We start from the raw sequence: 13094 nt of genomic DNA on the forward strand, positions 1-13094 counted from the left end.
CGTGGTTTCCAGTATACGTCTCATGGCTTTAACAGCTTTATCAAAAGGAACCAGATTATTCAAAGTATGTCTCGTGTTGGTAAATGTATCGACAATGGGCCAATGGAAAACTTTTGGGGGATCATCAAAGAAGAGATGTATCACTTGAAGACCTATAAGAGCTTTGAGGAATTGGAGAATGACGTTAAACAATATATTGAATTTTATAATACCCAACGGGTAACCTTGAAAATGGGATTAAAAATCCCCGCATAAAAAAAAGCCATGCATGAGTGATTCATACATGGCACAAATTATTTTGTTTATTTGCCTGTCTACTTGACAGGGAGCAGTTCAGAAGGCTAAGTCATTAAAAGTTTAATATTATTCGTTCATTGCTGATAAGCGGTGGTGTACTGCTGATGAGCCAGCATATCCAGCATATGATGATAATGCTGCAGCAAGTACTAAACCAACAAATAAGATAGCAGAGTATTTAGCAATATCGTTTGAAACTTCTTGAGCTTTAACGCGTGCTTCTTCTACTGCTTGCTCAGCTTGAGCTTCAAGTTCAATTAATTTATCTTGAGCTTGTGCTAAGTATTCTTGTGTTTTTTGGTTTGCTGTGTCGTAAGCTTGCATAATGTTATTGACTGCGTCATCTGCTTCTTTAGTTGTTAAGTCAGTATTTTCTGCAATCGCATTACGTAAAGCTGTTTCGTCAACGTTTGCAGCAACTGTTTCAGCACGCTGTTGAATGTTATTCACGACAGCATCGATCGCAACTTTTGGATCTTGTCCATCCACAACAACTTGTTTACCAGCTGCTTGGACGTCCGCAATCGTTGCATCAATTTGCTCTTGTAAGTATTCAGGTTGTAACTCAGGAATGTGAGTATCAGCTAAGATTTGACGTGTTTGAGCGTCTAGCTCGTCGTAGTTAACATCCACATTCTTAGCGATTGAGTCAAACGCTTGTTGTGACATATTGCTTGCAGCTTGACCTGCTGAAGTGGCTACGTCACCTGCAACGTTGCCTACTGAACTTGCAACGTTACCAATTAAGCCGAAAGCACCTGAAATAGCTGAAGTTGCTAACATAAATGAAGCAATAATGCTAAGTGCCCATGTTAAGAAACCATGAATTAAACCTGCACGACCTGCAGTAACACCTGCAACGAATCCACCTAATCCTAATGATAAAAGAATGGATACGACGCTCCAAATCGCTACGCCCATTGTAACACCTGACATTGGATGAGCGTCTGTAAAGTTAACACCTCCAAATCCAATCGCTGCACCAATTAAAGATAATAACAGTGAAGTTGCTAAGAAAGTGACTAGACCTGCTAAAATTGCAGCCCATGAAATATTCTTGCCAGCTTCTTTTTGCTCAGCCATCGGCTCATAAATTGTACGTTGAATAAAACTTCTACGTGGTTTTTGTTCCATAAATAAAACTCCTCCTAATATAATAGTCAAGAAAGTAGAACTACTTTCTTGACTATTATCTCATGATTTTAACAGTTTGGCAACTTTTATGTTTCAAAACGATTGAATTTTATCATAAAAAGCAGTAAAGACTAGCCCGAAGGCTAGTCTTTACTGGTCTAAATAACGTTTTAAAAATTCAGCAGTTCGTTCGTGAGTTGGATTATTAAAGATTTCTCGAGGAGTACCTACTTCAGCAATCACTCCTTGATCCATAAAGACCACTCGGTCGGATACTTCGCGAGCAAATTCCATCTCGTGAGTCACAACCACCATTGTCAACCCTGTATGAGCTAAGTCACGCATAACTTTTAAAACCTCGCCTACCATCTCTGGGTCTAAAGCAGAAGTTGGCTCATCAAATAACAAAACATCTGGACGCATCGTTAAAGCTCTTGCGATCGCCACCCGTTGTTGTTGTCCACCAGATAACTGGTCCGGACGCGCATTAATATAAGCATCCATTCCGACTTTAGCTAATAAAGATAAAGCACGCTCTTCAACTTCTTCTTTTGGCTCTTTGAGTACTTTAATAGGCGCCACAGTACAGTTTTCTAAAACATTTTTATTTTTGAAAAGGTGAAATCCTTGGAAAACCATCCCAACCTTAGTGCGGTAATCATCCACATTATGTTGAGACTCTAACACTTCAAGGTCACGGTAGTAAAGTTTACCTGCTGTAGGTTGTTCTAACAAGTTCATACAGCGCAGTAAAGTTGATTTTCCTGAACCAGAAGAACCGATAATAGAGATCACTTCACCTTCATTAATGGTAAAGTTAATATCTTTTAATACTTCATTATCGCCAAAAAACTTTTGTAAATGTTCGACTCGAATAATTGGCTCCATTATTGTGTTCCTCCTTCTTCAATAATTTCAACTTGTTGTTGGTTACCAGCGGCTAATTGATAGCTAACGTTTCCGTCTAAGCGACGCTCTAAAGCTTGTAGTACTTTAGTAATGGTATACGTTAAAACGAAATAAATAATCGCCGTCACTAAGAACGTCTCAAAGTATCTAAAGTTAGTTCCTGCAACAGAGCTTGTCGCAAAATACAATTCGCTAACAGATATGACGTTTAAAACTGAAGTATCCTTCACGTTAATAACGAACTCATTACCTACTGCGGGCAGAATATTTCTAAACACTTGTGGCATAATAATTTCGGTCATCGTCTGCCAGTGGTTCATCCCAACCGCTTGAGCTGCTTCAAATTGTCCTTTATCGATGGATAAAATACCCCCACGAACAACTTCAGCCATGTAAGCTCCCGTATTAATTGACACAATAATTAAAGCTGCCGTCAGTGGTGACATACTAATATTCCAAAGCATATCACTACCAAAATAAATAACCATAGCTTGAACGATCATTGGAGTTCCTCTAAAGACAGCAATATAAGCGTTGAGTAACCAATTAACGACCTTTAAAGCGATACGTTTACCTGTATTTAATGGCGCGGGAATCGTACGAATAATTCCGACTAATAAACCAATCGCTAAACCAAAAATAGTTCCTGTTAAAGAAATAAGTAATGTTGTCTTGACCCCTTGTAAAAAAATGGGCCAGTTATTAATAAAAATTGAATATAACAGATTTAAAAATTCACTCGTGGACAAAATTGTTGCCTCCTAATTTAACATAATGCACGTTTTTAAGTATAACACGAATAAACTAGAGATAATAGCATAAAAAAACATAATAAAAACCTAGAAGGTTTGCCGGTTATTTCAGCAAGTCTTCTAGGTTTAATTTCTTATTCAGCAGCTGGTTGGAATTTAATAACTTCTTCCATAATTTGATCGCGCTCTTCTTGAGAGATTTGCTCAAGTGCTTTATTGAACTCTTCTAATAATGGACTACCTTTTTTAAGTCCAATAGCGACTAGGTCTTCTGCTGGGTCCACGTCAAAACTTGGATCCAATACAATATAAGTAAACTTATCGTTAGCTTGAGCAGCTGATTTAGCTTCAGGAATTTCAGTGACATACGCATCAATCTTGCCTGACTCTAATGCCACACGCATTAATGGGAATGTTTTAGTTGCTTCTAAAACTTTAGCGCCGGTTAATTGATCTAATAAATCATAGTGTAACGTTGATAATTGACCGGTTACGCGAGCCCCTTCAAAGTCATGAATGCCTTTAGCATCTGCATAATCAGAATCCTTTGTCGTCATCATCGCAAATTGTGTTTTGTGATATGGCTCTGTAAAGTCGATCACTTCCGCACGTTGCTCTGTTGGTGACATTCCTGCCGCAATCGCGTTAATCTTACCCGATTGAAGGGCTGGAATTAATCCTTCCCACTCTAACTTAACAACTTTTACTTCACGACCAGTAATTTCGCCGATACGTTTCATAATTTGAAGGTCATAACCATTGGCATAGTCATTCGATCCTTCAATTTTAATTGCGCCGTTACTATCATCAAATTGCGTCCAGTTGTAAGGTGGATATCCTGCTTCCATTCCTACAATGATCGGTTCTTTATCTTCAGCTTGAACCGCTGGGCTTAATTGTACTAGTGATGTAATTGTGAGTAATGAGATCATCATCAGTTGGATGATTCGCTTCATTTCAACACGTCCTTTCGTTTATTCATTGGTCCATTATATCATATTTTTTGCTTAAATTCTAATCGTTTATTAATGACTCTATATAGATATTTAAGGTTTCTTTTTCTCGAGCTCGTTGGGCGTTCGAGATATTAGTTGGGTTTAAATAGTAACGAAATTGCTCTTGATCTTGATCATCATACCCAACAAGTGCTTCACCTTCTTGTGGGTTATCGCTAATTCGTTTGACTGTAGGGTAGTGCTCTTTTAATAAATGAGTCATTTCTTCTGCAACAGCTTCACGCAAAACACGATACATTTCTGCGACCTGTTTAGGTAAATAAAAAATATCTACTTGAACTAAGTCGTCCCCTTGTCCTCTTTTTTGTCGTCTTGCTTTTCGTTTACTCATTTTATCCCCTCTTTACTTCATTAAATACGATATTTCTCAAAATAATCTAAATTTCCTTCATTTAAATATTCATCTAAAACTTTTAATACAGATTGATCGTTGTTATGACCAATTTGGTAATTAGTGAATTGTAACAATTCCGGATCCGCATTTTCCATAGCCATACTATAAGTCGCTTGTTTCATCATCGAGGCATCATTTAAACTATCTCCAAACGCGATGGTTTCATTCGGAGAAATATTATATTTTTCTTGCAAGTAGCGGACAGCTTGTCCCTTACCACCGTCTTTGTGGTAAACATCCATCCAGCCATTGCCACTTGTCACGGACTCCACTCCGCTAAAGCGATTCACAATATCTTGCGCCATTTTTTTAGTATCGTCTAAAGAATGCGTACTTTTAACCGCAACTTTGACCGCCTTTTGATCTTTTGGAACACCATCAAAATTATCTAATCGTTCATATTCACGTTCAAAAACATGAATCGTTTCATGAATAGGGTTGTTTGTTCCGCGGTAATAAGTCATATTACCTAAACTAACTTTGATATAATAACCGTCAAATTGATCAACATAGTCTGTAACTTCTCGCCACGTTTCATAGTCCATTCCTAGTGTTTCAACGTTTGTGTTTCCTTTGACGATATAGTTTCCGTTGTCCCCGGCTAAGTACATATCATCATGAGGAAATTTTTCTAAGTAATCTTCTAACTTATGGTAGCTATTCCCACTGGCGATACAAACAAGCACGCCTTCATCGACTAATCGTTGATAAACTTTATGGAACAATTCATGATCAAAAGTTTTATCTTCTCTTAGTAACGTTTCATCCATATCAATGGCGACTAATTTTAATGACATTTAAATAATTGCACTCCTTATTTTATTCGACAAATGTAACTTGATTATTCTCTAACGATGCAATTCGACAAATCGAATAGACATCAACCCCCATCTCTTCTAATAGCTGACGACCTGTTTGAAAGGACTTTTCAATACAAATTCCTACACCGGCCACTGTACCTCCGGCTTGGTTAACAATATCGATGAGTCCTTTAGCTGCTTGACCGTTAGCTAGAAAATCATCAATAATTAAAACATGATCCTTTGCATCTAAATATTCTTTAGAGACAATAATTTTAGTAGAGATATTTTTAGTGTAACTATGGACTATCGTCTCATAACGAGATGATTTTTGCATGGTTGAAGGCTCCATCTTCTTAGCAAATAACATCGGCACTTTAAACGCTTCCGCAACTAAAATCGCTGGCGCAATGCCTGATGCTTCCACCGTTAAAACTTTAGTAATCTTTTTTTCTTTAAAGTAATGTTCAAACTCTTTAACCACTTCCACCATCACTTGTGGATCAATCTGATGATTCAAAAAGGAATCAACTTTTAGGACATTATTTTCAAAAACTTGTCCATCTTGTAAAATACGTTCTTTTAAATAACTCATATAAACCTCCTTTATGATTTAAAACTAGGAAGATAGCTTGATTGTTTTAAAATAATACCCGCTTCATGAGGGTAAGCATTTTTAATATAGTATTCGTTTTTGGGAATTTGATAATGAATAAAATTAACGGCCATTAAACTGAGAACAATTAAACTCATCAATACATCCCCTGTGCCTGCAAAGACCAATAGAGGCAAAATGAATGTTTCAGTAAAGTAATTAAAGTTCCAAGACCTCCGCCATAATCCTACTAAACGATAATTTTCCGTCTCATCGCTCTGCTTACATAAAAAACGCTGGGTTTCAGCCCAAAAATTTAAACTTAAAAAAATTAAATAGACAATATAAATGACAGTAAATAACCAATCAAAACGACCTGAGGGGACTAGAATATAATGAAACCATAATAAAATAACAGGCAACACATTCATGTAAAGTCCTGTCGCAATAAGATCCACTAAGACACTATGTTCTAAAGGTTTAAAGCGGTGAAACGTTAATTCTCGACGTTTATAAAATAATTGCACTATACTTGTACGAAGTTGGAATAAAATCATCATCATTCCAACTAATAAACGAGTCAACGTTTCTTGCCCTTGAGTAAAAATAATAATAATAATAAAGGACAAACTAATACTTAGAACGGTCATTATGGTTAGCAGTAACTTTTCTTGACCTAATCGCAATCAAAGAGGCCTCCTTATTGTGTTTTACTTCTATTATACCTTTTTTTAATATTTTTACACAAAAAAATTAAAAAACCTCGTTAAACTTAACGAGGCTCCATTTAACTATGTAACATATGCTCGATCGCAACATCGAGAACATCTTTAATATGATCATCCATCAAACGATAATATTTTTCTTTCCCTACTGCTTCGTAAGTCACAATATGATGTTTACTTAATTGAGCTAGTTGTTGAGAGACAGCCGGTTGCGTCAAATTCAACGCTTCTTTTATTTGAGTGACATTTTTAGGTCCACTGCGCAAAAGTCAAACAATTTTTAAGCGAGTCTCGTTCCCTAACTGTTTAAATAAATATTGGACTTGATGAAAAACTTCTGGTACTTTCATGAGTCTTTACCTTTTGGATTAGTGAGAAGTCTTAAGCCATTTAAAATAACTAAAATAGTACTTCCTTCATGACCAATAACCCCAGTAGCGATCGTTAATTTACCCATCACATTTAAAATCAGTAAAATGACAACAACGGATAAGGCAAAAACAATGTTTTGCGTTACAATACGATCTAAACGTTTAGATTGACGGTGAGCATAAGATAAACGGCTAAGGGAATCTTGCATTAAGACCGCATCAGCTGCATCAATCGCAATATCCGTTCCGCCTCCCATTGCCACTCCGATTTCAGCACTCACTAAAGCCGGTGCGTCGTTAACACCGTCTCCTACCATAACTGTCTTTCCAAATTCTTGTTGGATATCTTTAATAATGGCTGCTTTTTCTTCCGGCATAACGTTTGAACGAACTTGTTCTAGTCCTAATTGTCGTCCAATCGCTTCTCCTGTCGCCTTGCCATCTCCGGTAATCATAATAGTATGAATACCTTGATCTTGGAAATAGCGAATCGTTTCTTTGGAGTCTTCTTTTGGAACGTCCATTAAGGCAAACAATCCGATAACTTGATCATTTTTAGAAACATAGACGACAGTATTTCCTTCATAACTATAAGTGTCTTTGTATTCAACGATGTATTTGGGAACATTTTCAAAAATAGATGGCTTACCAATATGGTAAGTATCCCCTTGGTAATCACCAACCAAACCTTCTCCAATTAAGTTTTCAACTTCAATTCCCTCTAGAGAAGGGATTTTCGCAAATTTTTCTGAGATAGCTTCAGCTAAAGGGTGGTTTGAGTGACGTTCCATTGTTACTACAATTTGAAGAGCTAAATCTTGTTCTTCTTGAGTTAGATCTTCTACCCATTCATAATGAGTCACTTGTGGTTTACCTTGAGTTAACGTTCCCGTTTTATCAAAAGCTATTGCTTTAATTTCTGATAATGCTGAAACGTATGAACCGCCTTTAAATAAAAGTCCGTGACGAGCTAAGTTAGACATCGCTGATAAAGTCGCTGGAACTGCACTGGCTGCTAGAGCACAAGGCGAAGCACCAACTAAAAACACGACCCCTCGATAAATACTTGTTGACCAATCCCATCCAAATAGAAATGGTCCTATTAAGATGAGTAATGGCACTGCAATTAAAACAGTCATTACATATTTAGGTTCAAAGCGTTTAATTTTAGAAGCGGTAGGAGTTAAATCGCCTTGTGATTGTTCTACCATTTGAATAATTTTAGCAATGACCGTATCGGAGCTATCTTTAGTCACTTCCATCGTGAAAGTTCCTGTTTCGTTAATCGTACTTGCGAACACATCATCTCCAACTGTTTTTTCAGCTGGAATACTTTCACCGTTAATAGAAGATTGGTCAATCGTTGTACTACCTTCTAAAATAACTCCATCGGTTGGTACGCTGTCCCCATTTAATACTTGAAGACGATCGCCAATATTTAATTCCTCAACGGACACGACTTCAACTGATCCGTCTTCATTGATACGACGAGCTTCAGTCGGATTTAATTCAAGTAAACTTGTAATTTCGCGACGACTTTTTTCTTCTGCGTACTCTTCTAGGAAATGAGCTCCGGCAAAAATTAAAATTAACAAAGCTCCTTCCATAAATTCACCAATAGCAGCAGACGCAATGGCAGCTAACGCCATTAAAATGTGAATATTAGGATAAAATTTGTTACATCTTCTTGATTCGGTAATTGTTTCGATAAAGCCTTCTGCCATAACATCATAACCAGCAACTACCATCGTCAAGCACATTAAAATATTACGCCACAAAACATTATCATAAATAAATAACCCGATAATAAATAAAACAACGCCGACGAAATACATGATCACAGGCAGCGGACCATGGTAATGATGGCGTCCTTGATCATACTTTTTTTCAGACATGTTGATACACTCCATCTCTATTTATAATTTGCCATATAAGTACTCCTTTATATGATAACAAATCTAAATAATAAGTCAATTATTTAGAACCATTCAAAAAAGGACCCTCAAAACGAGAGTCCTTCATACTTAATCTGGTACTGTTTGATCCATATTAAAGGCGTTCCAAGCATCTTGAGGCGCTTCTTCAATTGGCTGTTCGGCTACTAGTTTACCTTGAACGACCACTCTGTCAACTAAACCGGTATCACATGTAATAAGGGTAATAATATCTTCTTGTGTTGGTTCAATTAAATCAACTCGAGTTGGAGCGACCACTTGGTTCATCGTCACTTCATAAGTATATACTTTATCTAAATCTGTTAAATAAATTCGGTCTCCAATATGCACTTTCGGTAGAGGCGCAAATAGTAAATCTTGATGGATCGAATGATGGCTTGCTAGAGAGTAGTTAGAACGTCCCATTTGTTGATCTGGAAAGAGTGTTCCTGCTCCTAAGTACATTCCTTCATTAGATACCCCTTTATAGATCGGTAAGTTAATCCCCACGCTTGGTATAGCGATTCCACCAATCGTTGGTAGATCTTCTGGATTCACTCGGTCCTTTAATACAGTAAATGCATCAAGGGTTTCAATATCATCAAAATCATAAGTTACTTCCGCATCTTGGTTTCTTTGAATATCTTCACGGGTCAAGTTAGCTACTTGGTTTTGCTCTGCCCCTCGTTGAATCATATAGTTTTTAACTGGATCGACTGCGAATAAAGCCAGCGCAATCGCAATTAAAATAAAGCCGAGATACGTCGTAAAACCTCGTTTTCTTTTTTGATGACGACGTGATCTAGTTTCTACTTCTTGAGTCATAAGTAACCTCCGTTATTTTCTTTAAAACATATATTTAGTCTACCTCATATTGATAAAACATACAATTTAGTTGCTGTATTTTAACATAGTATTTGCTATTTTTTATTTTTTCTTATATAATTTAATCAATTCAATTAACCATTTCATAGGGGAGTAACTAAAGGCATATGCCTTGCTCGTATCAACGTACAGGCAGTCATTATCTAACTGCTGGTACGAGCTTAAATAGTGAGACTTATGCGCTTTTTAAGCGTATAAGTCTCTTTTTCTTTTCTATAAGATAATTGAATAAAACAAGTCTAAGGAGGAAGACAATGTCTCAACTACTTAAAACTCCTTTTAATGCATCGATTGAACAAGTGGCTCAGACTTATGACACTAACACGTCTCATGGTTTATCAGCTACAAAGGCTCGCCAGCGACTCGAACAATACGGCAAAAATGACTTAGAAGTGCAAAAGCACTCTACTTTATTCCAAAAGTTTCTTGCCCAATTTAAAGACTTTATGATCATCGTCTTACTGGTCGCAGCCGTTATTTCTGTTGTAGTTAACCGCGAGTGGTCAGATGCCATTATTATTTTACTTGTTGTTGTATTAAACGCTATTATGGGCGTATTTCAAGAGTCAAAAGCGGAAGAAGCAATTGACGCACTCCAAAACTTGGCTTCGCCTGATGCGCGGGTGATGCGTGAAGGCGTCGTCACAACCGTCAAAAGTCACGACTTAGTGCCAGGAGACTTAGTATTACTTGAAGCAGGAGATGTCGTCCCCGCAGACTTACGTCTTATCCGGACGAGCTCTTTACAAATTGAAGAAGCGGCTTTAACCGGGGAATCTGTCCCTGTGGAAAAAGATCATCGCCGAATTGAACAAGATGAGGTAGGTATTGGGGATCGCTCTAATATGGCTTTCTCTAGCACGAACGTTACTTACGGGCGTGGAACGGGTATCGTTGTCGCCACAGGAATGGATACCGAAGTGGGACATATCGCTCAAATGCTAGCGACCACTGAAAAGAAAAAAACACCTCTTCAACGAGATCAAGACCGTTTAGGTAAAGTGTTAACTTACTTAATTTTAGCTATTGCCGTCATTACATTTGGGATTGGTGTTTTCTTAAAAGGCCAACCATGGGATCATATGCTTTTAATCGCGATTTCCTTAGCTGTTGCAGCAATTCCTGAAGGCTTACCAGCTATTTCAACGATTATTCTTTCCTTAGGAACTAAAACCATGGCGGAGCGAAACGCTTTAGTTCGAACACTTCCAGCCGTTGAAACGTTAGGTGGAACACAAATTATTTGTTCTGACAAAACTGGAACACTGACTTTAAACCAAATGACGGTTGAAAAGCTATATATGAATGGCGAATTTATGCCGATTACGAATGGGATAGATTTTTCAAATCATTTGTTACGTTCTCTCGTTCTTGCTAACGATACGCAAATTGGTGATGCTCAAGAATTGATTGGTGACCCTACAGAAACAGCTCTCGTGCAATTTGCCTTAGATAAAGAATTGAACGTTAATGCTTTTAACAAAGATTTTCCGCGAGTCGACGAAATTCCTTTTGACTCTACTCGTAAACTGATGACAACCATTCACAAACTACCTAACGGCGAGTATTTAATCGCTACAAAAGGTGCACCGGATCAATTATTAGAACGTTGTACTTCCATTGAAAAGGATGGTCAAGTGATTGCGATGTCTGATACTGACCGTCAAGAAATTCTAAAAGCAAATCAATCCATGGCTCAAGAGGCATTGCGCGTTTTAGCGAGTGCTTATAAAGTAGTTAACACGCTCCCTGAGTCGATTGATACAACGACTGTTGAACAAGATTTAGTATTTGCTGGTCTTGTCGGTATGATTGACCCTGAACGTAAAGAAGCCGCTGCTGCCATTGAAGTGGCTAAACAAGCGGGTATGCGTACTATTATGATTACCGGAGACCATGCGATTACCGCTCAAGCCATCGCTGAACGTTTAGGTATTTTAGATCCAAGCGCTTCAAAAGAAGAAAACGCGACCCACGTTATTACTGGCGCAGATTTGAACCAATTATCTGACGAACAATTAAAACAACAAGTCGCTAATTATTCTGTCTATGCTCGGGTCTCTCCTGAACATAAAGTACGTATTATTAAAGCATGGCAAGCTAATGATAAAGTCGTCTCAATGACAGGTGACGGAGTCAACGACGCTCCTTCTTTAAAACAAGCAGATATTGGTGTCGGAATGGGTATTACCGGAACGGAAGTTTCTAAAGGAGCTTCAGATATGGTCCTAGCTGACGATAACTTTGAAACCATTGTTGTTGCGGTTGAAGAAGGTCGTAAAGTATTTGCCAATATTCAAAAAGCCGTTCAATTCCTTCTTTCAGCTAACTTAGGGGAAGTTCTTACCCTACTAGTAGCCACCATGTTTGGTTGGAATATTTTAGAACCGGTTCATATTTTATGGATTAACTTAGTCACGGACGTCTTCCCAGCAATCGCTTTAGGGATGGAACGAGCAGATTTACTTGCGATGAAACGTCCTCCTCGTTCAAAAGAGTCGAACTTCTTATCCTTTGGTATTTTCCCAAGTATTATTTACCAAGGTATTTTAGAAGCTGGTTTAACCTTATTCGTTTACTGGTATGTAGATATTTATTTAGCCTTAGATCATCAACTAGCGGAAACGATGGCTTTTGCTACGCTAGGGTTAATTCAACTGTTCCATGCCTATAACGTAAAATCTACTTTCCGTTCCTTATTAAGTATCAATCCATTTGACAACAAATACTTAAACTTAGCAAACTTAGGGTCTGGCGCGTTACTACTAGGGGTTATTTTAATTCCTGGAGTCAATACGTTCTTTAGCGTAACCCTTCCAAATCTTTCCCAATGGGGTATTATTTTCACCGCTTCCTTTAGCATTATTATTTTAACAGAAATTGTTAAAGCAATATTCCGAGCAACAGGTGTGGCTGAAAAATATGAACAAGCTACAAAATAATTAAAACGAAAAAGATCCTTCTTTCTATTGATATGCTCCCCCTAAAGTAGACACTGTAAAAAGTAAATCTATTTTAGGGGGAGTTTTTATGCGCTCAAATAGTAAACATACCGTAGAAGACCTTGAAAGGTACATTGAAATGTATCTAAGTAATGGGAAGAGTTACAAGGAATTACGTGATGATTATGGGTTGATATTGAGTGAATCGGTCTTTGGTCAAAAAGTCTTGAGATATCAGGCCTACGGTCTTAAAGGTATTCAGTCAAGGTTGAAAAACAGTCATTATACTAAAGATTTTAAAATGACTGTAGTTAATGAACACATTATTGAAGGCATTCCT

General features: G+C 37.6%; 14 protein-coding genes. 3 read left to right on the plus strand and 11 right to left on the minus strand.

Going from position 1 to position 13094, the window contains the following annotated elements; all coding sequences use genetic code 11:
* The coding region (locus BLR79_RS07225; RefSeq protein WP_143338809.1) for an IS3 family transposase at window positions 1–255 on the plus strand (255 nt) is incomplete at its 5' end.
* Between the two features lie 108 nt (window positions 256–363).
* Here BLR79_RS07225 and BLR79_RS07230 read toward each other — a convergent pair.
* The 11 genes from BLR79_RS07230 to BLR79_RS07280 all read right to left on the minus strand — a co-directional run bounded on the left by BLR79_RS07230 (window position 364) and on the right by BLR79_RS07280 (window position 9752).
* Window positions 364–1431, minus strand: coding sequence for a hypothetical protein (locus tag BLR79_RS07230; protein ID WP_092086404.1), 1068 nt, complete (start codon window positions 1429–1431; stop codon window positions 364–366).
* A gap of 150 nt (window positions 1432–1581) precedes the next feature.
* Window positions 1582–2319 (minus strand): amino acid ABC transporter ATP-binding protein, encoded by a 738-nt coding sequence (locus BLR79_RS07235; RefSeq protein WP_092086407.1) that lies wholly within the window; start codon window positions 2317–2319, stop codon window positions 1582–1584.
* Window positions 2319–3089, minus strand: a complete 771-nt coding sequence (locus BLR79_RS07240; RefSeq protein ID WP_234970859.1) for an amino acid ABC transporter permease — start codon at window positions 3087–3089, stop codon at window positions 2319–2321. Before BLR79_RS07240 ends, BLR79_RS07235 begins: the two co-directional genes overlap by 1 nt.
* A 137-nt stretch (window positions 3090–3226) precedes the next feature.
* Complete coding sequence (locus BLR79_RS07245; protein ID WP_092086410.1) at window positions 3227–4048, minus strand: transporter substrate-binding domain-containing protein; 822 nt, start codon at window positions 4046–4048, stop codon at window positions 3227–3229.
* Window positions 4049–4106: 58 nt separating this feature from the next.
* Entirely contained in the window at window positions 4107–4439 is a 333-nt protein-coding gene (locus BLR79_RS07250; protein ID WP_092086412.1) for a hypothetical protein, read from the minus strand.
* 20 nt (window positions 4440–4459) lie between these two features.
* Window positions 4460–5299 carry an HAD family hydrolase gene (locus tag BLR79_RS07255; protein WP_092086414.1) on the minus strand — a complete coding sequence of 280 codons (840 nt, stop codon included), beginning with the start codon at window positions 5297–5299 and terminating at the stop codon, window positions 4460–4462.
* A gap of 22 nt (window positions 5300–5321) precedes the next feature.
* Complete coding sequence (locus BLR79_RS07260) at window positions 5322–5897, minus strand: xanthine phosphoribosyltransferase (protein ID WP_092086417.1); 576 nt, start codon at window positions 5895–5897, stop codon at window positions 5322–5324.
* 11 nt (window positions 5898–5908) lie between these two features.
* Window positions 5909–6583: a hypothetical protein gene (locus BLR79_RS07265; protein ID WP_092086420.1), complete on the minus strand. Its 675-nt coding sequence runs from the start codon at window positions 6581–6583 to the stop codon at window positions 5909–5911.
* Between the two features lie 101 nt (window positions 6584–6684).
* Window positions 6685–6888 carry an ArsR/SmtB family transcription factor gene (locus BLR79_RS07270; protein ID WP_092086423.1) on the minus strand — a complete coding sequence of 68 codons (204 nt, stop codon included), beginning with the start codon at window positions 6886–6888 and terminating at the stop codon, window positions 6685–6687.
* An 80-nt stretch (window positions 6889–6968) separates the two neighbouring features.
* On the minus strand, window positions 6969–8888 hold the full coding sequence (locus BLR79_RS07275) for a heavy metal translocating P-type ATPase (protein WP_092086426.1): 1920 nt from the start codon (window positions 8886–8888) through the stop codon (window positions 6969–6971).
* A 129-nt stretch (window positions 8889–9017) separates the two neighbouring features.
* Window positions 9018–9752, minus strand: a complete 735-nt coding sequence (locus tag BLR79_RS07280; protein WP_092086428.1) for a class A sortase — start codon at window positions 9750–9752, stop codon at window positions 9018–9020.
* Window positions 9753–10066: 314 nt separating this feature from the next.
* Between BLR79_RS07280 and BLR79_RS07285 the strand changes: the two genes are divergently transcribed.
* Together BLR79_RS07285 and BLR79_RS07290 are read left to right on the plus strand one after the other, a co-directional pair.
* Entirely contained in the window at window positions 10067–12754 is a 2688-nt protein-coding gene (locus BLR79_RS07285; RefSeq protein ID WP_092086431.1) for a cation-translocating P-type ATPase, read from the plus strand.
* A gap of 88 nt (window positions 12755–12842) precedes the next feature.
* The coding region (locus BLR79_RS07290; protein ID WP_143338810.1) for a hypothetical protein at window positions 12843–13094 on the plus strand (252 nt) is incomplete at its 3' end.

The organism is Dolosicoccus paucivorans (assembly GCF_900100125.1).
GTDB lineage: Bacteria > Bacillota > Bacilli > Lactobacillales > Aerococcaceae > Dolosicoccus > Dolosicoccus paucivorans.